We start from the raw sequence: 18,340 nt of genomic DNA on the forward strand, positions 1-18,340 counted from the left end.
CTCGACGGACCCGGCGCGGGTTCTGCCTTGGGATACGCACCGCCCCGCACGCGGGTTCAACGATGTCCACCTGTTGTCATTTTATTCGCGGCGAATTCAGCGCCGCGAGGGAGCTCCGGGAACGCCGCCGACGACGCGGAGCGCCAATGCGGGGCACATCGCGACCGCCTTCTGGACGTCCTTCTCCATCCACGACGGAATGTCGGTGCCGAGCACGACGGGAAAGCCGTACCGGTCGAGCTGGATCAGCTCGGGCACGAGGTAGGCGCACAGGCCGTGCCCGTCGCACCGGCTCCAGTCGATCGCGACCCGGCCCTCCGTGCCGTCCGGCACCGGGAGCGGCAGGACCCCGTAGGTCGACTGGCCGCACCCGGCGCCCCACCGGTGCGCGTCGATGTCGGCGGTGAAGGCCTCCATCGCCGACAGGACGAACTTGGCCGTCCCGTCGGGGTGGGTGCAGGCGCCCCGGCCCCGGCCGACGCCGGCGGCGCGGCGGACGTCCTCCACCGTCCCGGCCCCTTCGGTGAGCGCCATCAGGGACCGGACGACGTCGGGCAGCCCGAGCCGGCACGGCCCGCACTGCCCGGCGGACTGCGCGGCGAGGTAGGACGCGATCCGCGTGACCTCGCCGAGCGGGCAGGTGCCCTGGGTGAGCGGCAGGATGATCCCGGCCCCGACCGTCCCGCCGACGCGCCGCATCCCGGCCCGCGACAGCACCGCCCGCGACGCCGCGGCCGGGTCCAGCCACATCCCGTGGTAGCCGCCGACGAGCACCCCGGGCGAGGCCGGAACGTCGCAGTGGTCGAGGACGGCCTGCAGCGGGGTGCCGAGGGGCGCCTCGACGACCTGGGTCCCGCCGATCGTCAGCAGGGTGGTGCCCGGCTCCTCGTCCGTCCCGGCCGAGGCGTACAGGTCGGGGCCGAGGGAGACGAGCACGGCGAGCTGCGCGAACGTCTCGGTGTTGGACAGCAGCGTCGGGAAGCCGTCCACCCCGGAGTCGGACGCGCGGACCTTGACGCCCGGCGGGATCGGCGTCTCCCCGTTGATCGCGCGGATCACCGCGCCGCTCTCCCCCGAGATGAACCGCTCGGTCAGCCGGACCACCCGGGCCGGCATCCGCCGCTCGCTGATCGCGGCGCGGACCGACCGGGCGGCCTCGTCGCTCTCGACGGCCAGCACGATCCGCTGGGTGCCGAGCGCGTTCGCCGCGATCTGCGCGCCGTCGAGCACCAGGTGCGGGGCCCGGCCGAGCAGGACCTTGTCCTTGGCGCTGCCGGGCTCGCCCTCGGCGCCGTTGACCACCACGACGACGTCCTCGCTGGACCCGCGCTCGTCGCCGCGCTCGCCGGGCAGCAGCGCGGTCTGGTCGGCGGTCGGGTAGTTGACCCGCGCCGCGACCGCCATCAGCTTGCGGGCGAACGGGAAGCCCGCACCGCCGCGCCCCCTCAGGTCGACCTGCTCGGCCATCCGCACCAGGTCGTCCAGCGCCGGCGCCCGGAGCCTGCCGTGCACCGCCAGATGCCGGTCGAGGTCCAGCCGATCGAACCGGTCGAACCCCAGCGTCAACCGGGGCCCCCCGATGTTGGAGACGGTGACGGTCGAGGTCATCGGTTCTCCCTGGTGGACGCCCCGGCCCTCAGGCTGGGGAGCAAACGATCCTTTGCGGAGCAGGTCGGGGAAGCCGGGACGTTTCGGCGTCCGCCGGGTCGGCGCGCAGCGAGGCTGCTAGAACGTGGGTCATGGCGCGGCAGGTCAGGCGGGCGTTCAAGTACCGCTTCTACCCCACCGGCGAGCAGGCGGCCGAGCTGTCGCGCACGTTCGGTTGTGTCCGGCTGGTGTACAACAGGGCGCTGGAGGAGCGCACCCAGGCCTGGAACGACGAGCGGCGCCAAATCTCCTACGCGCAGTCGTCGGCCGCGCTGACACGATGGAAGAAGACCCAGGAACTGGCCTAGCGCGAATGGACGTGCGCATGCGGCGCGGCGCATGACCGCGACGTCAACGCCGCGCGCAACATCCTGACCGCCGGGCTGGCGGTGACCGCCTGTGGAGACGGTGTAAGACCTCAACGGGACACCTCCCGGAACGGGGCACTCGTCGGCGAAGCAGGAAACCCACCGGGCGACCGCTGGGGCCCCCGCCGGTGAGTGGGAGAGGAAGTCAACGGATGACCTCGGTGTCGCGGCCGGAGCCGGTGACGGGCATGCCGCGGGGGTCCGCCACGGTCTGGCGGGAGCTTCCGAAGTCGCGGCGGCCGCCGTAGTCGCGTGCGTCGTCGAGGTCGCGGGGGTCGTCGAAGCCGGTCTCGCGCGCCCGGGCGCGGGCCAGGGCGGCGGCGCGGCCCTCCTCGTGCTCGCGGGCGGCCATGGCGCGCCGGTCGCGGCGGCGGCCCGCGCCGTCCGGCAGCGAGTACGCCTCGACCTCCTCGCCGGCCAGGTGCACGTCCCGGGGCTTGATCACCACGACCATGCGGGTGACCAGCGCGAGCGCGACGAACACCACGCTCATCACGTAGCTGAGCACGACCCACGGCGCCGCGGCCCGCCCGGTGATCAGGCCGTGCACGATCGCGATCGGCCAGGACACGTAGGCGATCACGTGCATCGACCGCCACACCCAGGCCTTGCCGCGGACCGCGAACCGCGCCCGCAGCACCCCGGTGATCACGATGAGGACCATCAGGTCGAACGCGATGGTGCCGAGGCCGATCGCGCCGCCGTCCGGGACCACGGCCTGGATCGGCAGCGCGAGGCCGCTCATCACCTTCACCGTGATGTGCGCGACCAGCATCGCCGTCGCGATGACGGCGGACGCGCGGTGCACCGCCTGGGCGAGCACCCGGTGCCGGATCTTCAGGATGAGGCGCTCGGTGGCCAGCACTCCGCTCATCACCGCGGTGGTCAGCGAGACCAGCGCGAAGACGCCGGCGTAGAAGTTGAGGAAGTACTGCACGTTCGCGACCGCGACGGCGCCCTGCGGGGTCGCCGCGCCGACCAGCACCAGCACCGCGCCGGCGAGCACCGCGCGCAGCACCCAGGCGGGCACCGCGGGATCATCACTGTTGCGAATTCGCACCGCTCGGACTCCTCTACTTGGTTGCGGCCGGCGTCGGGACGCCGGCAGGTCCGGCGCCGTCCTTCTTCGGCTTCTTGCCGGGGGACGGCGATGACGACGGGGAGTCGTCCGCAGCGGGGACCGGGCCGAGGTTGGCCAGCAGGCCCCCGGGAAGCACCTGCAGGACGCCGCGCTCGGCGAAGCCGAGGAGCGGCTTGGCGCGCTCGCGGAACGTCCAGCCGCCGATCGCGGCGCCGTCGAGCGGGACCGCGCCGCCGCCGCGGCGCAGCCCGAAACCCACCTCGGCGCGGGGCGCGGCCGCCCCGCCGCAGGGCCGGGCCGTGCCGGTGCGGCCGAGCGCGTCGCCCTGCTCGACGACGCTGCCGTCGCGCAGCTCGGTCACGCTCCGCAGCCCGTAGTACGTGGACGCGAGGCCGCTCGGGTGGATCACCATCACCACCGCGCCGGCCTGGCTGGAGCAGAACCGGTACAGGCGGCCGGCGCCGGAGGACAGGACGCGGCCGTCGCCCCCGGAGAACGCCAGCGAGGCCAGCGGGCGGGAGGCGGCGTCGTCGGAGGTCGTCATCGACCAGACCTGGCCGATCTTCCAGGGCAGCATCAGCCGGTCGCCCGCCCGCGTCCCGTTGACGAGGGTGGTGGCCTGCGCGGAGCTCAGCGCGCCGTACTTGCGCAGGAGGCGCGACTCCGACGCCGACATGAGGTTCGCGGGGGCGGCTCCGAGGAGCGCGGCGAACTCCGTCCCGCCGGAGAGCCCGACCTGCCACTTCCCGCCCGTCCAGTGGGCGGTGTAGAAGGCGAGCTCGGGGCCGGCCGCGCTGGTCTCCGGGACGGGGATCGCGCTCGTGCCGAAGACCCAGGTCTTGTCGGCGCTCTGGCGGGTGGCGCCGACGAACGGCTGCCGGGTCAGCGCCGCCCCGTAGGCCTGCCGCGCGGCGGCGCCCCGCTGCGCCAGCGTCAGCTTCCGGACCTGGGTGGCGAGGACCCCGAGGTCGGGACCGGCCGGAGGCGCGGCCGCACCGCCGCCGCCTTGCGGCTGCTGCGGCTGCTGCTGCGGGCGCGCGGGCGTCCCGGTGCCGGGCTTCGGCGGCTTGATCGCGCGCTGCGAGCCGACCGGACCGGAGGACCCGCCGATGGGACCGCCGTCGAGCAGCGCCCGCTCGGCGATGCCCAGCAGGGACAGGCCGACCGCGGTGGACAGGACGATCGCGCCGATGCTGAGCCGGTCGGCGGGCCGCCGGCCGCGGCGCGGCACCGCCTTGGGGCCGGGGCGCGGCGGCGACTGGCGGCGCCGCGGCTCCTGGCGCGGCGGCCGCCGCTCGGGACGCCGCTCCGCGCGGGGTCCGGGCCGCGGGCGCTCCGCGCGCCGCGCGCGCCCGCCGCGCGGCGGGAACTCGCGCGACCGGTCCCGCCCGGACCGCCCGGCGGCCCCGCCGAGCCCCTCGGCCCTCGCGTCGAACCGCCGTGTCCGGGCATCCCGCCGTTCGGTGCGCGCGTCGAACTGCTCAGTGCGCGCGTCGAACCGCTCGGTGCGGGCATCCCGCCCGCCGCTTCGCGCGTCGAACCGCTCGGTGCGGGCATCCCGCCCGCCGCTTCGCGCGTCGAAGCAGTCCGTCCGGGCGTCGAACTGCTCAGTGGGGGCGTCCCGCCGCTCGGTGCGGGGACCCCGCCTCCTGCGGGCGTCCTGTCCGCCGTTGCGCGCGTCGAACAGGTCGGTGCGGGCGTCGAACTGCGGGGTGCGGTCGTCCCGCCTCCTGCGGGCATCGCTGCCGCCGTTGCGGGCGTCGAACCGCTCGGTCGGGGCGTCCCGCCTCGTGCGGGCCTCGTAGCCCGCGGGGTCGTAGCCGCCGCGCGCGTCGAAGCGCTCGGCCCCCGCGTCGCCGCGCCGTTCGGGCGGCTCCGGCCACTGGGCACGCGGCCGCCGCCGCTCGGCGCCCTCGCCGGAGCGGCGGGCGCGGGCCTTGGCCTCGCGCCGTTTCGCCTCCCGCCGCGTCGGCTTCGGCTCGCGCCGGGACGACCCGCGTCCCCGCTCCGACCAGTCCGGCTGCTCGGACCACCAGGACCCTTCGGGCCACTGGGGGTCCTCGGACCAGAGTCCTCGCTTGGGCTCGGGTCCCGAGGACGGGCGCGCGGACGTCTCCGCCCACGGTGAAGCATGCGTTTGGCTCCGGGACGCATGCCCGTAATCGCGTCGCGCCATGTCGTCTCCTGTGGAGGAGACGGAGCGCACGGCGAACGCCGAGAGGGTTCCGCGCCGCCGGGCTGTCGCCCGGCGGCCGTCCCGCTGAGACATACCGGGACCGCGGTGTCGGAGCCCGCTCGCTCCCACCGCGATCCCCGGACGGATTCTCGCGAACCCGCCCGATCACTCCGGGAGCATACGCCCCCGGAGCCGCCTATATGTCAACCGGTGCCGAAAAAGGCCAATGACCCTTCTTCCACGGCGCTTCCGCTCTCCTGGAATACGCGCGGAGGCCACCGCGCGTTCACGCCCTCCCGGGAGCGGAGCCCCGGCGCGGACGGGGCCCGGCGGGCTCTCCCCGAGGGTTTCGGGCACCGGACGAGGCCCCGCTGCGCACTCCCCGGCCCCGGCCGATCGGGCCGCCGGCAGGCGGCGGCTTAGCGATGACTGATCCGCTCATTAAGTGCGCATTAATGGCGCGGCGGCGGGCCGCGAACGGCTCTAGCTTCGGAAACGTCAGCGACCGCGGACGCAGAGCAGCGGCAGGAGGTGGGCCCCGATGGCACGATCACCGCGACACGGGATCTCCCCGGGGGCCGTCCACGCCTCCTGCGCGTCCGCGGTCGGGCACCGTCGCGGGGCCGGGCCCCACGGTGCCGGATGCCGGGGCCGTGCCCCGCGCTCCCGTCCACGCGGACCCGATCCGTACCCGCCGGCCGTCCCGCGCGGTGTGCCCGACTCCAGGTTCTCTCCCGCAAGGGCACCGGGTCGGGCGGCGGCGGATCACACCCACCCCACCTCGGCAGGGGCGGTCCGCGTGGAACAGGTCTCCGGGGGCGGGGCGCGAGCCCACGGCGTCGTTCCGGGCTCGGGCGCCCTCTGGTGCCCGGGCCCGGAACGACGCGCTCCCGGATCCGGCGCGTTCAGGCGCCGCTGAGCCGCCGCCCCCAGGGCGAGGACCCGCCTACGGCGCGGGGGCGGGTCCTCGCCCTGGGGGCGGTCACGTTCAAGGAGTGAGCAGCTTCCCCAGGCGGCTCGCCTGGACGTCCCACCGCCACTCCCGTTCGATCCAGGCCCGGCCCTTCTCACCCATGGCGCGGGCCCGCTCCGGGTCTTCGAGAAGGCCCGTCACGGCCTCGGCGATGGCGGGGACGGAGCGGCCCGGCACCACGAGGCCCGTCTCGCCGTCCAGGACGGCGTCGGGGGCGCCGCCCGAGTCGCCCGCCACGACCGGGAGGCCGGTGGCGGACGCCTCCAGGTACACGATGCCGAGGCCCTCCACGTCCAGGCCGCGGCGGCGGGTGCGGCAGGGCATCGCGAAGACGTCGCCCGCGTCGAAGTGCGCGGGCAGCTCCTCCCAGGGGACGCCGCCGGTGAAGACGACCGAGCGCTCGACGTCGAGGGACGCGGCGAGGCGTTCAAGGTCGCCCCGGTAAGGCCCGCCGCCGACGAGGAGCAGGGCGGCGTCCGGCAGGCATCTGAGGACGCGGGGCCAGGCGCGGATGAGGGCGTCCTGCCCCTTGCGCGGGACGAGGCGGGACACGCACACCGCCACCGGGCGGCCGGCCAGCCCGTGCCGCGCGCGGATCTGCTCGCCGCCCGCGCCCCGGTGGAAGAGCGCCTCGTCGACACCGGGCGCGAGCCGGGCCATCCGCGCCGCCGCCTCGGGCGACAGCGCGCGCGCCATCCGGGAGCGGGTGTACTCGCCGAGGTAGGTCAGGACGTCGACGCCGTCCCCGATGCGGCCCAGGAGGTTCCGCGCCACCGGCAGCGCCGCCCAGCCCGCCTCGTGCCCGTGGGTGATCCCGACCAGCCGCTCCGCCCCGCGGCGGCGCAGCGCCGGGGCCAGCAGGCCGAGCGGCGCCGCCGCCCCGAACACCACCGAGTCGCAGTCCTCCGCGCGCAGCACGTCCGCGGCGCGGCGCAGCACCCCCGGCTCCGGCAGCATGAGGGAGCCCGGATGCCGGACGACCGGGAACGGCTGCCGCGCGTCGAACTCCGCGGCGCCCTTCCAGGCCGGGGCGTAGACGACGACCGAGCCGGGCGGGCGGCGCACGGCCAGGCCGTGCACGAACGCCTGGATGCCGCCCGGTCGCGGCGGGAAGTCGTTGGTGACGAACAGGGTCCTGGTCATCGCCGGGCGGCCTCCCGGCCGTCCGGCACGCGCAGGGGCCCGCCACCGGCGATGCGGTGGCGGGCCCCGGATGCGCGGACGATCAGTGCCGGACCTCGTGCGACGTGGCGCCGCCCTCGATCTCCGCCTGCTCGCCGTGCGGGTGCTCGTGCTCCTCGACGGGGATGTCGTCGAACGTCCACGCCCGGTTGAGGCGCGAGCGCAGGTGCCCGATCGGGCCCTTGGTGCCGGGCGCCGGGATGCCCCGGGCGTCGCGGGCCGGGGCCTCGGGCCGGGCGTTCTCCTTGGAGAGCAGGACGTGCCGCTCCTCGTCGCGCGGCGCCTCGTGCCGCTCGGAGAACTTCCCGTCCGGCGACATCAGGATCACGCCGCTCTCCACGCCGTGCCCGACGACGTCGGCGTCCCGGCGCTGCAGGCCCAGGCAGATCCGCTTGGTGACGATGAACGCGATGATCGGCCCGAGGAAGAACGCGACCCGGAAGAACCACGTCGTCGCGAACAGCGACACGTGGAACTTGTCCGCGATGACGTCGTTGGCGCCGGCGACCCACAGCAGCCCGTAGAAGGTGACCGCCGCGATGCCCGTCGCCGTGCGGACCGGGGCGTTGCGCGGCCGGTCGTTCACGTGGTGGTGGCGCTTGTCGCCGGTCACCCACTGCTCGACGAACGGCCAGGCCGCCGCGCCGCCGAACACGATGCCGAGCGGCACCAGGGCCGGGATCAGCACGTTGAAGCTGACCGTGTGGCCCCAGGCGGAGACCTCCCAGTTCGGCATGATGCGCAGCGCGCCTTCGAGGACGCCCATGTACCAGTCGGGCTGGGACCCCGAGGAGATCGCGCCGGGGTCGTACGGCCCGAACAACCAGATCGGGTTGATCTGGGCGAACGCCCCGAGCAGCGCGAGGACGCCGAAGGTGAACAGGAAGTAGGCGCCCGTCTTGGCCATGAAGACCGGGTAGAAGGGGTAGCCGTACACCTGGTGCTCGCTCTGGTTCTTGACCGGCATCGCCGTGTGCTTCTGCACCCACATGATCATCATGTGCGCGGTGACCATGCCGAGCAGGAGGCCCGGGATCAGCAGGATGTGCAGCATGTACAGGCGCGGGACGATGTCCGTGCCGGGGAACTCGCCGCCGAACAGGAACATGTAGATGTAGGTGCCGACCACCGGGATCGACTCCGCGACGCCCTGCGTGATGCGCAGGCCGGTGCCGGACAGCAGGTCGTCGGGCAGCGAGTAACCGAACAGGCCCTCCAGCATGCCCAGCGTGAACATGCCGATGCCGATCAGCCAGTTCAGCTCGCGCGGCTTGCGGTAGGCGCCCGTGAAGAACACGCGCAGCATGTGCGCGAGGATCGACGCCATGAACAGGATCGCGGCCCAGTGGTGGATCTGCCGCATGAGCAGGCCGCCGCGCACGTCGAAGCTGATGTGCAGCGTCGAGGCGTAGGCCTCGGACATCTTCACGCCCTGCAGCTTCGTGTACGAGCCCTCGTACACGGTCTCCGTCATGCTCGGCTGGAACCAGAGCGTCAGGAACGTCCCGGTCAGCAGCAGGATGATGAAGGAGTACAGGGCGATCTCGCCCAGCATGAAGGACCAGTGGTCCGGAAAGACCTTCTTCATGTTCCGCTTGAAGAAGGTGGTGGAGCCGAGGCGGTCGTCGAGGAACGTCAGCGGCGCCTCGACCGCCTTCGGGGCTGTCGCCTCGCTCATCCGCGCTCCCAGAAGCTCGGTCCGACGGGTTCGTGGTAGTCGCTCGTGGCGACGAGGTACCCGTCCTCCACCGACAGCGGCAGCTGGGGCAGCGGCCGGGCCGCCGGCCCGAAGACGACCTTCGCCGCGTCGGTGGCGTCGAAGGTCGACTGGTGGCACGGGCAGAGGATGTGGTGCGTGGTCTGCTCGTACAGGGCCGCGGGGCAGCCGACGTGCGTGCACACCTTGGAGTAGGCGACGATCCCGTTGACGTGCCAGTTCTCGCGTCCCTTGGCGGGCTTGAACTGGTCGGCGGGGACGTTGATGAGGATGGTGACCGCCTTGGCGTTCTGCGTGAGCACCTGGTCCTCGGGGACCTCCTCCTCGATGCCCTCGGGCAGGACCGTGATCATCGAGCCCGGGGCGGAGAAGTCGCTGACCAGCAGCGGCTTGTTGGTGCCGTCCACGACCAGGCGGACGCCCTTCTTGCCCTCCGCCTGCGCCTTCTTGACGGCCTCGCCCCAGTAGGTGTGGCGGAGCCGCTTCTCCGGCAGCGGGCCGAGGTCGCGCAGCAGCACCAGCGGGGCCAGGCCGAGCGGCGCGGCGGCCAGCAGCAGCGTGCGGCGCAGCAGGGGCCGCTTGGTGATGCCGCTGTCGTCGGCGCCTTCGAGGAAGTCCTCGGTGAAGGCCGCCCGGGTCTCCTCGTCGGCGGCCAGCTCGTGCCGCTCCTGGACGATCGGCTTGCTGGTCATCAGCCGGCGCACCCAGATGGTGATGCCGACGGCCAGCGCGAGGAACGACAGCGCCATCAGGCCGCCGAGCCACAGGTTGGACTCGCGGGCCCGGGTGACGCCGTGCATGCCGCCGTCGCGGCCGCTCCAGCCGATGAAGTAGGCGATGAACGCCACGCTGGCGGCGAACGCGACCAGGAAGAGCGTCGCGACGATCCGCTCGGCGCGCTTGGCCGACGCCTCGTCGAGCTGCTCTCCCACGCCCGCGGGCGCCGAGATGTCGTCCTCGGCCAGCAGGGCCTTCTCGCGCGCCGGGGACGGCGTGCCGATCACACGTTCGCGCGGGCCGGGCCGGCCCGCCGTGTCCTTGTTGTCGTCGCTCATGACTTCTTCAGCTTCTTCGGCTTCTTCGCGGTGATCCACATGGCGGCCAGGACCAGCAGGCCGATGCCGACCAGCCAGCCGGCCAGCCCCTCGGTCACCGGGCCGATGCGGCCGAGGCCGTTACCGCCGGGGTTCGGCTCCTCGCGCGTCTGGACGAGGTAGGCGATGATCGCCTGCTTGTCCTTCGGCGTGAGCGTGGTGTCGTTGAACACCGGCATCGCCTGCGGCCCGGTCAGCATGGCCTCGTACATCTGGGTGGGCGTGACGTCGGGGTTCGACAGCGACGGCGCGTACTTGCCACCGGTGAGGGCGCCGCCCTGGCCGGTGAAGTTGTGGCACTGCGCGCAGTTGGTGCGGAACAGCTTCCCGCCGAGCGCGACGTCGCCGGTCTTCGGGTCCACGGCCGACGCCGGGGGGACCGCCGGACCGCCGCCGAGCGAGGCGACGTAGGCGCTGAGGTCGTGCAGGTTCTTCTCGGCCTGCGCCTTCTGCTTCTCGGCCGCCTCCCGCTTCTCCTTCTCCTCGTAGTCGGTCTTGAGGGAGATGTTGAACTCGGGGATCGGCGTCTTGCGCGGTATCTGCGCGCCGGGGTTGGCCGCGGGCATGCGGCCCGAGCCGACCTGGAAGTCGACGGCCGCGGCGCCGACGCCGATGAGGCTCGGGGCGATCGGGTTGCCCTTGGCGTCCTTGGTGCCCTCGGCGTTCAGACCGTGGCAGCTCGCGCAGTTCTTGTTGAAGAGCTGCTGGCCGTTCTTCAGGTCCTGCGCCGCCTGGGCGGTGGTCTGCGCCTCGGCTCGGTCAGTCCGCGGCGAGAAGCCGGCGTAGATCGCGCCGATCGCCGCCAGGGCCGCCAGCACGACGGCGTAGCCCGCCCACGGGCGCCGTCGCCATGCGGTGATCCTTTTCACGGAAGTCCCCGTTCGGGTCATGTCGGGTGGGTCGGGTCGGTCAGACGTCGAGCAGGTAGACGACCGAGAACAGGCCGATCCACACCACGTCGACGAAGTGCCAGTAGTACGAGACGACGATCGCGCTCGTGGCCTGCTCGTGCGTCCACCGCTTGGCGGCGTAGGTGCGTCCGAGGAGGAACAGGAACGCGACGAGGCCGCCGATCACGTGCAGGCCGTGGAAGCCGGTGGCCAGGTAGAAGACCGAGCCGTAGGCCGAGGACGAGAAGGTGAGGCCGTCCTTGGTGACCAGCTGGGAGTACTCGTAGGCCTGGCCGGCGACGAAGTAGGCGCCCATGAGGAACGAGAGCACGTACCACTCGCGCAGGCCCCAGCGGGCCGGGTTCAGCAGGCTCCCGTCACGCCCGACCTTGCCCGCCTCGGCCTTGAACACGCCCATCTGGCAGGTCACCGAGGAGAGCACCAGGATGGTCGTGTTGACCGCCGACAGCGGCAGGTCCAGCGGGGCGCCCGGCCACGCGTCGGGGCCGGACTGGCCGATCGTCACAGAGCGGATCGTGAAGAACATCGCGAACAGGGCCGCGAAGAACATCAGCTCGGACGACAGCCAAACGATCGTCCCCACGCTGACCAGATTGGGACGGTTCGCCCGTGCGTGAGGTGTTGTCTCTATCGCGGATGCTGTCACGCCAGCATTATTGCGCCCCTATCCAGTGAGTGACGCATGACCCCCCATCTAGGGTTCCCCGAGCGTGTCACGGGCGCCGCGCACCCGGTACCCTCACGTGCATGAGCACCGCCCCGGACAGCCCGATGAAGGTCCTCGTCTACAGCGACGACGCGAACACCCGCGCCGAGATCCGGATGGCGATCGGGCGCCGTCCGGCCGCCGACCTCCCGAAGGTCGAGTTCGAGGAGTGCGCCACCCAGCCGGCCGTCGTGGCCCGGCTCGACCGGGGCGGCGTCGACGTCCTGATCGTCGACGGCGAGGCGCAGCCCGCGGGCGGCCTCGGCGTGTGCCGGCAGGCCAAGGACGAGGTGTACGACTGCCCGCCCGTCCTCGCGATCATCGGCCGCCGCGACGACGGCTGGCTCGCCACCTGGTCGCGCGCCGACGCCGTGGTGGGGCTGCCGATCGACCCGATGGCCCTCGCGAACGCGCTCGCCGGGCTGATGCGGCAGCGGCTCCAGAGCCGCCTCCCGGCCCTGTGACCCTGCGCCGCAGCCCTTCCGCTACGCCGTAGCCCCTCCACGACCGCCCTTCTCCGGCATCGCCTCTGACGACGCCGGCCACCACGACCCTGTAGGCGACATGGACGCGCGCACCACCTGGCCCGCACTGCTCAACGCCCTCGTGTCGGGCTCCTCGCTGTCCAGCGAGGAGACGTCGTGGGCCATGAACAGCATCATGTCCGGCGAGGCCACCGACGTGCAGATCGCGGGGTTCGCCGTGGCGCTGCGCGCCAAGGGCGAGACGGTCGAGGAGGTCACCGGCCTCGCCGAGGGCATGATGGACAACGCCACCCCCATCGACGTGCCCGGCGACATCGCCGACCTCGTCGGGACGGGCGGCGACCGCGCCCACACCGTCAACGTCTCCACGATGGCCGCCGTGGTCGCGGCCGCGTCGGGCGTGCGGGTCGTCAAGCACGGCAACCGCGCCGCGTCGTCGTCCTGCGGCGCGGCCGACCTGCTGGAGCACCTCGGGGTCGCGATCGACCTGCCCCCCGAGGCCACCGCGCGGCTCGCCGACGAGGTCGGCATCACCTTCTGCTTCGCGCCGCTCTACCACCCGGCGCTGAAGTACGCCTCGCGCACCCGCAGCGAGCTGGGCACGCCCACGGTCTTCAACTTCCTCGGCCCGCTGACGAACCCGGCGCGCCCCCGGGCCCAGGCGGTCGGGGTGTTCCACCCGCGGATGGCGGGCGTGATGGCGGGCGTGTTCGCCGCGCGCGGCTGCTCCTCGCTGGTGTTCCGGGGCGACGACGGCCTCGACGAGCTGACCACCACGGGCACCTCCACGGTGTGGGTCGTCCGCGACGGGACGGCGACGGAGACGACCTTCGACCCGGCCGACCTCGGGATCCCGCCGGCGAAGCCGGAGGACCTGCGCGGCGCCGACGCGGCCTTCAACGGGCGGGTGGCGCGCGAGACGTTCGCGGGGCGGCCGGGGCCCGTCCGCGACATGGTGCTGCTGAACGCCGCCGCGCTCATCACCGCCTACGAGGGGGCGCCGCCCGCCGCGGACCTCACCGCGACGCTGCGGGAGGCCTACGGGCGCGCCGCCGCCGCGGTCGACTCGGGGGCCGCGACCACCCTCCTCGACCGCTGGGTCGACGCCTCCCGGAGCCTGCGCGGCTGACGCCCGCGCAGGCCTTCACCCGGGCGTTCGCCCCGTCCCCACGGCGCTCACGCGGGCGGCACCGCGCTCACGCGACGCCGCGCGCGCCGCTCGACAGCCGCTGCGCGATGTAGATCGGGATCACCGACAGCACGATCAGGGCCGCGGCGAGCACGTTGACGACCGGGGCCTGGTTGGGGCGGAACAGGTTGTTGAAGATCCAGATCGGCAGGGTCTGGGCGCCCGGCCCCGCGGTGAACGTGGTCACGATGATCTCGTCGAAGGACAGCGCGAACGACAGCAGGCCCCCGGCGAGCAGTGCGGAGCGCAGCGCCGGGAACGTGACGTGCCAGAACGTCTGGAACGTGTCGGCGCCGAGGTCCGCGGACGCCTCCTCCAGGCTGGTGCCGGTGCGCCGCAGCCGGGCGAGCACGTTGTTGAAGATCGTGACGACGCAGAACGTGGCGTGCCCGACGATCACGGTGAACAGGCCGAGCCCGATCCCGAGCGGCTTCAGCACGACCTGGAAGGCGTTGCTGAGCGCGATGCCGGTGACGATGCCGGGCAGCGCGATCGGCAGCACGACGACCAGCGACACCGTCTCGCGCCCGAAGAACCGGTGGCGCGCCACCGCGAAGGCCGCCATGGTGCCGAGCACGAGCGCGGCGGCCGTCGCGCCGAGGCCCGCCTTGAGGCTGGTGAGGACGGCCTGCCGGGCGCCCTCGTTGTCCAGCGCCTGCGACCACCAGCGCCCGGTGAACCCGGACGGCGGCCAGCCGAACGTGGTGTCGGCGTTGACGGAGTTGACCAGCACGACCAGCAGCGGCACGTAGATGACGGCGAGGCCGAGGAACATCAGGACGCGCAGCGCGATCCGCGCGGCCGGCGAGAGGGTCATCACAGCTCCCTGAGCGCGCCGGTGCGGCGGGCCGCGGCGAGGTAGCCGAGCATCACCACCACCGGGATCGTGGCGACCGCCGCCGCGAACGGCAGGTTGTTGGCGGCGCCGATGTTGTCGTAGACGACGTTGCCGAGCAGCTGGCTCCGGCCGCCGACGATCTTCACGGTGATGTAGTCGCCGAGCGACAGCGAGAACGTGAAGATCGACCCGGCCACCAGCGAGGGGAACACCAGCGGCAGCACGACGGAGCGGAACGTGCGCAGCGGGCGGGCGCCGAGGTCGCCGGAGGCGTCCAGCAGCGAGTCCGGGAGCCGCTCCAGGCCCGCGTAGACCGGCAGGATCATGTACGGCAGCCACAGGTAGGCCAGCACCAGCACGGTCGCCGTGAGGCCGTAGCCGGGGCTGGACAGCCCGAACGGCCCGAGCGCCTGGTCGACCAGGCCGCCCTGCGCCAGCATCACCCGCCACGCGTACGCCTTGACGAGGTAGGCGGCCCACAGCGGCGCCAGGATCGCGATCACCAGGTACGGCCGGTACCGCGGCCTGGCGACCTTGGCCATGTACAGCGCCATCGGGAAGCCGATGGCGGTGTCGATGAGGGTGACGGCGACGGCGACGGCGACGCTGCGCAGCGCGACCGTCCGGTACACCGGCTCGTCGACCAGGGTCTGGAAGTTGGAGAGCGTGAACTGCCGGACGACCTCGCCGGTGAAGACGTCGGTCGTCCAGAACGCGGTCAGGAAGATCGCGGCGAGCGCGCCGAGGTAGACGACGACCAGCCAGGCGAGCGGCGCCGACAGCAGCAGCGACAGGCGCAGCCGGGGGCGGCGGTACAGCAGGGCCGCCGCCCGGCGCCGGGTCCCCGGCGCCGGGCGGCCGTCCTTCCCGCCGGCGGTGGCGGGAGCGGTCATCCCTTGATCGTGGTCCACGCCTGGGTCCACTTGGAGTAGTCGACGCACTTGACGTCCTTGCGCCCGTCGAGGCACTGGGCGATCGGCGTCGTCCAGAAGTGCACCTTGGAGAAGTAGCTCTCGTCGGTGGCGTGGAAGGTGTCGCAGAACGTCTTGTCCGCGGTCTCCGCGCATGCCTTGGCGTTGGCCGGGGCCTCACCGAACCACTCGGCGACCTGCGCGTTCGTCTTGGGCGAGACGATCCAGTCCAGCCACTTGTAGGCGCAGTTCGGGTTCTTGGACTTCGCGCCGACCATCCAGGTGTCCGACCAGCCGGTGGAGCCCTCCTTGGGCAGGGTGACCTTCACCGGCGCCTTCTCGCCCTGCGCGAGGTTCGCGATGACCTGCCACGTCGTGCCGAGGACCGAGTCGCCGCTCTTGAACGCCTGGACCTCCTTGGTGTAGTCGGACCAGTACTCGCCGATGAGCCCGCGCTGGGTCTTCAGCAGCTCCACGGCCGCGTCGAACTGCTTCTGGTCGAGCGCGTACGGGTTCTTGATGCCGAGCTCGGGCTTGGTCGACATCAGGTAGAGCGCGGCGTCGGCGATGTAGATCGGCGAGTCGTAGGCGGTGATCTTCCCCTTGTACGGGGAGTTCGCGTCGAACACCGCGCCCCACGAGTCGGGGGCGGTCTTGACCTTGTCGGTGCGCCACATGAGCAGGTTGGCGCCGCGCCCGTGCGGGATGCCGTAGGAGGTGCCGTTCACCGAGTTCCAGGGCTTGTTCTTCAGCCCGGCGAACACGTCGGCGTAGTTGGGCACGAGCTTGGTGTTGACCGGCGCGACCGTCCCGGAGGCGATCAGCCGGAGCGAGGCGTCGCCGGAGGCGGAGACCGCGTCGTACTCGCCGGTCTTCATGAGGGTCACCATCTCGTCGGACGTGCCGGCGACCTTGGTGTTGACCTTGCATCCGGTCTGCTTCTCGAACGGGGTGACCCAGTCGACCTTGGGGTCGTTGGAGCCGTCCTCGGCGTACCCGGCCCAGGCGACCAGGTTGACCTGGCCCTCGCTCTTGCCGAGCGACTGCTGCATCGGCACCTTGGGGACCGAGAAGCCGCCCTGCCCGGCTCCGGTCGCCTTGTCGCCCGAGTCGCCGCCGCAGGCGGCGGCCGCCAGTCCGATCGCCAGCGTCGCCGCGGTGGCGAGCGCCATGCGCGTGGACCACATGGGGAACTCCTTATGGTGGGGGTTTTTTCGGGGGTTTTCGGGGTGGTTCAAGGGGTGCGCGCCGGCGCGGCGCCGGCACCCGACACGCGGAACTCGTGCGCCTCGTGCCAGCTGATCCGCACGCGCGCGCCGCGCCGGCCCAGCACGTCCATGGAGGAGGTCCGCAGGTTCTGCTCCAGCGCGACGACCCGCTCCCCCGACTCCAGGTCGATGACGAACCGGGTGACCGCGCCCGCGTAGACGACCTCGGCGACCGTGCCGAGCGCCTGCCGGTCCCCCGCGTCCGGCCCGCCCGCGCCGTCCGCGCCGCCGTCGTGGACGTGGAGCTTCTCCGGCCGCACGCAGACCTCGCCGATGCGGTTGGTCGTGCCGACGAAGCCCGCGACGAACTCGGTGGCGGGACGCTCGTACACCTCGGCGGGCGTGCCGACCTGCTGGACGCGGCCGCGGTCGAGCACCGCGATCCGGTCGCTGAGGGTCAGCGCCTCCTCCTGGTCGTGGGTGACGAAGACGAAGGTGATGCCGGCCCTGCGCTGGATGCTCTTCAGCTCGACCTGCATCTCCTCGCGCAGCTTCAGGTCGAGCGCGCCGAGCGGCTCGTCGAGCAGCAGCACCTTCGGCTCGTTCACCAGCGCGCGGGCGAGCGCGACCCGCTGGCGCTGGCCGCCCGACAGCTCGGCGGGGCGGCGCGCCTCCATCCCGTCGAGCCGGACGCTGCGCAGCGCCTCCAGCGCCCGCTCGCGGCGCTTCGCCTTCGGCACCCGCCGCACCTTGAGGCCGTACTCGACGTTGCGGAGCACGTCCAGGTGCGGGAAGAGCGCGTAGTCCTGGAAGACGGTGTTCACGTCACGGTCGAACGGGGCGAGCGACGTCACGTCCCTGCCGCCGAGTTCGATCGTGCCGGCCGTCGGCCGCTCGAAGCCCGCGATGAGCCGCAGCACGGTCGTCTTGCCCGACCCGGACGGGCCGAGCATCGAGAAGAACTCGCCGTCCCCGATGTCGAGGTCGACTCCCGCCACCGCCTCGACGGGGCCGAAGGTCTTGCGCAGATCGCGGATCCTCACCGCTGAAGCCGGCATGACCGAAAACATATGGATTCATAGGTTTAAGTTCAAGTGATGTTCCGGTATCACTGTGTCAACACCGGGAGGGGGCCCATTGGACAGCGCGCACCTCGTCGTGTTCGCTCCCGTCGACAACACCGCGCGGGTGCACGCGGTGGTACGGCGCCTCAGCGACGCGATCGCGCTCGGCCTCCTCGGCGACGGCGAGCAGCTGCCCAGTGAGACCGATCTGTCGGCATATCTCGGTGTTTCAACGGTCACACTACGCGAAGCTCTGATGGCCTTGCGTCAGCAGGGGCTCATCGACACCCGCCGGGGGCGCGGCGGCGGCAGCTTCGTCCGGGCGCCTGCCAGGGCGTTCGATCTCGACGAGCGGCTGCGTTCGCTCAGCGCGGAAGAGCTCCGCGATCTCGGCGACCACTACGCCGCCATCGCCGGGGCCGCCGCCCGCCTCGCCGCCGCGCGGTCGCTGCCCGGCGACGTCCGGCGGCTGCGCCGGACGCTGGAGGAGATGGGCGAGGCGGGCTCCGGCGCCGGGATGTGCCGGCTGGACGGCCGGCTCCACCTGGAGATCGCCGCCGCGTCCCAGTCCGGCCGGCTCACCCGGGAGGAGATCCGGCTCCAGGCCGAGATCGGACCGCTCGTCTGGGCCGTCCACGACCTGCCCGACCGGCGCGAGGGCGTCGGCGCCGAGCACGCCGCGCTCGTCGGCGCGATCGAGGCCGCCGACGGCGCCCGGGCCCGCGATGTCGCTGAAAGTCACGTCTCGAATGCGGTAGAACGTCTGATTGAACGACGGCTCGCACTCTGA

15 protein-coding genes and 2 pseudogenes are annotated in these 18,340 nt (G+C 72.8%); 5 read left to right on the forward strand and 12 right to left on the reverse strand.

What is annotated here, in order from left to right; all coding sequences use genetic code 11:
• Positions 1-96: 96 nt before the first annotated feature.
• Positions 97-1,608, reverse strand: a complete 1,512-nt coding sequence (locus AB0C21_RS16210; RefSeq protein ID WP_500204922.1) for an NADH-quinone oxidoreductase subunit NuoF family protein — start codon at positions 1,606-1,608, stop codon at positions 97-99.
• Positions 1,609-1,739: 131 nt separating this feature from the next.
• Here AB0C21_RS16210 and AB0C21_RS16215 point away from each other — a divergent pair.
• Together AB0C21_RS16215 and AB0C21_RS16220 are read left to right on the forward strand one after the other, a co-directional pair.
• Positions 1,740-1,952 (forward strand): annotated as a pseudogene (locus AB0C21_RS16215) (helix-turn-helix domain-containing protein); the annotation flags it as partial.
• A gap of 6 nt (positions 1,953-1,958) precedes the next feature.
• Positions 1,959-2,147, forward strand: a pseudogene (locus AB0C21_RS16220) (zinc ribbon domain-containing protein); the annotation flags it as partial.
• A 13-nt stretch (positions 2,148-2,160) separates the two neighbouring features.
• Here AB0C21_RS16220 and AB0C21_RS16225 read toward each other — a convergent pair.
• The 7 genes from AB0C21_RS16225 to ctaE form a co-directional block, all read right to left on the reverse strand.
• Entirely contained in the window at positions 2,161-3,075 is a 915-nt protein-coding gene (locus AB0C21_RS16225) for a ferric reductase-like transmembrane domain-containing protein (protein ID WP_500204923.1), read from the reverse strand.
• A gap of 13 nt (positions 3,076-3,088) precedes the next feature.
• Positions 3,089-5,272 carry a hypothetical protein gene (locus AB0C21_RS16230; protein ID WP_500204924.1) on the reverse strand — a complete coding sequence of 728 codons (2,184 nt, stop codon included), beginning with the start codon at positions 5,270-5,272 and terminating at the stop codon, positions 3,089-3,091.
• 988 nt (positions 5,273-6,260) lie between these two features.
• Entirely contained in the window at positions 6,261-7,388 is a 1,128-nt protein-coding gene (locus tag AB0C21_RS16235) for a glycosyltransferase family 4 protein (RefSeq protein WP_500204925.1), read from the reverse strand.
• An 82-nt stretch (positions 7,389-7,470) separates the two neighbouring features.
• Complete coding sequence (gene qcrB / locus AB0C21_RS16240) at positions 7,471-9,105, reverse strand: cytochrome bc1 complex cytochrome b subunit (protein WP_500204926.1); 1,635 nt, start codon at positions 9,103-9,105, stop codon at positions 7,471-7,473.
• Positions 9,102-10,199 (reverse strand): cytochrome bc1 complex Rieske iron-sulfur subunit, encoded by a 1,098-nt coding sequence (qcrA, locus tag AB0C21_RS16245; RefSeq protein WP_500204927.1) that lies wholly within the window; start codon positions 10,197-10,199, stop codon positions 9,102-9,104. Before qcrA ends, qcrB begins: the two co-directional genes overlap by 4 nt.
• The gene (gene qcrC, locus AB0C21_RS16250) at positions 10,196-11,107 is read right to left on the reverse strand and encodes a cytochrome bc1 complex diheme cytochrome c subunit (protein WP_149257427.1); all 912 of its coding nucleotides are present in this window, start codon (positions 11,105-11,107) and stop codon (positions 10,196-10,198) included. Before qcrC ends, qcrA begins: the two co-directional genes overlap by 4 nt.
• Positions 11,108-11,147: 40 nt before the next feature.
• Complete coding sequence (gene ctaE / locus AB0C21_RS16255; RefSeq protein WP_149257428.1) at positions 11,148-11,795, reverse strand: aa3-type cytochrome oxidase subunit III; 648 nt, start codon at positions 11,793-11,795, stop codon at positions 11,148-11,150.
• 101 nt (positions 11,796-11,896) lie between these two features.
• On the opposite strand from ctaE, the gene AB0C21_RS16260 reads away from it, so the two are divergent.
• Positions 11,897-12,319, forward strand: coding sequence for a response regulator transcription factor (locus AB0C21_RS16260; RefSeq protein ID WP_149257429.1), 423 nt, complete (start codon positions 11,897-11,899; stop codon positions 12,317-12,319).
• A gap of 100 nt (positions 12,320-12,419) precedes the next feature.
• A complete protein-coding gene (gene trpD / locus AB0C21_RS16265; protein WP_149257430.1) occupies positions 12,420-13,469 on the forward strand; it encodes an anthranilate phosphoribosyltransferase in 1,050 nt (349 codons plus the stop codon).
• A gap of 67 nt (positions 13,470-13,536) precedes the next feature.
• Here trpD and AB0C21_RS16270 read toward each other — a convergent pair whose 3' ends face one another.
• Genes AB0C21_RS16270 through AB0C21_RS16285 form a run of 4 tightly spaced genes read right to left on the reverse strand, consistent with a single transcriptional unit; the run spans position 13,537 to position 17,544 of the window.
• The gene (locus tag AB0C21_RS16270) at positions 13,537-14,346 is read right to left on the reverse strand and encodes an ABC transporter permease (RefSeq protein WP_500204928.1); all 810 of its coding nucleotides are present in this window, start codon (positions 14,344-14,346) and stop codon (positions 13,537-13,539) included.
• Positions 14,346-15,260, reverse strand: a complete 915-nt coding sequence (locus AB0C21_RS16275) for an ABC transporter permease (protein WP_500204929.1) — start codon at positions 15,258-15,260, stop codon at positions 14,346-14,348. Before AB0C21_RS16275 ends, AB0C21_RS16270 begins: the two co-directional genes overlap by 1 nt.
• Positions 15,257-16,465, reverse strand: a complete 1,209-nt coding sequence (locus AB0C21_RS16280; RefSeq protein WP_500204930.1) for an ABC transporter substrate-binding protein — start codon at positions 16,463-16,465, stop codon at positions 15,257-15,259. The genes AB0C21_RS16275 and AB0C21_RS16280 overlap by 4 nt, the downstream gene beginning before the upstream one ends.
• A 47-nt stretch (positions 16,466-16,512) precedes the next feature.
• Positions 16,513-17,544, reverse strand: a complete 1,032-nt coding sequence (locus tag AB0C21_RS16285; RefSeq protein WP_500204931.1) for an ABC transporter ATP-binding protein — start codon at positions 17,542-17,544, stop codon at positions 16,513-16,515.
• A 79-nt stretch (positions 17,545-17,623) separates the two neighbouring features.
• On the opposite strand from AB0C21_RS16285, the gene AB0C21_RS16290 reads away from it, so the two are divergent.
• Positions 17,624-18,340: a FadR/GntR family transcriptional regulator gene (locus AB0C21_RS16290; RefSeq protein WP_500204932.1), complete on the forward strand. Its 717-nt coding sequence runs from the start codon at positions 17,624-17,626 to the stop codon at positions 18,338-18,340.

This window comes from Spirillospora sp. NPDC049024, assembly GCF_040649235.1.
Lineage (GTDB): Bacteria > Actinomycetota > Actinomycetes > Streptosporangiales > Streptosporangiaceae > Spirillospora.

Coding starts and splice junctions, on each gene's coding strand:
- AB0C21_RS16210 (WP_500204922.1), bottom strand. CDS start 1,608: ATGACCTCGACCGTCACCGTCTCCAACATCGGGGGGCCCCGGTTGACG.
- AB0C21_RS16230 (WP_500204924.1), bottom strand. CDS start 5,272: ATGGCGCGACGCGATTACGGGCATGCGTCCCGGAGCCAAACGCATGCT.
- AB0C21_RS16235 (WP_500204925.1), bottom strand. CDS start 7,388: ATGACCAGGACCCTGTTCGTCACCAACGACTTCCCGCCGCGACCGGGC.
- qcrB (WP_500204926.1), bottom strand. CDS start 9,105: ATGAGCGAGGCGACAGCCCCGAAGGCGGTCGAGGCGCCGCTGACGTTC.
- qcrA (WP_500204927.1), bottom strand. CDS start 10,199: ATGAGCGACGACAACAAGGACACGGCGGGCCGGCCCGGCCCGCGCGAA.
- AB0C21_RS16260 (WP_149257429.1), top strand. CDS start 11,897: ATGAGCACCGCCCCGGACAGCCCGATGAAGGTCCTCGTCTACAGCGAC.
- trpD (WP_149257430.1), top strand. CDS start 12,420: ATGGACGCGCGCACCACCTGGCCCGCACTGCTCAACGCCCTCGTGTCG.
- AB0C21_RS16270 (WP_500204928.1), bottom strand. CDS start 14,346: ATGACCCTCTCGCCGGCCGCGCGGATCGCGCTGCGCGTCCTGATGTTC.
- AB0C21_RS16275 (WP_500204929.1), bottom strand. CDS start 15,260: ATGACCGCTCCCGCCACCGCCGGCGGGAAGGACGGCCGCCCGGCGCCG.
- AB0C21_RS16280 (WP_500204930.1), bottom strand. CDS start 16,465: ATGTGGTCCACGCGCATGGCGCTCGCCACCGCGGCGACGCTGGCGATC.
- AB0C21_RS16285 (WP_500204931.1), bottom strand. CDS start 17,544: ATGCCGGCTTCAGCGGTGAGGATCCGCGATCTGCGCAAGACCTTCGGC.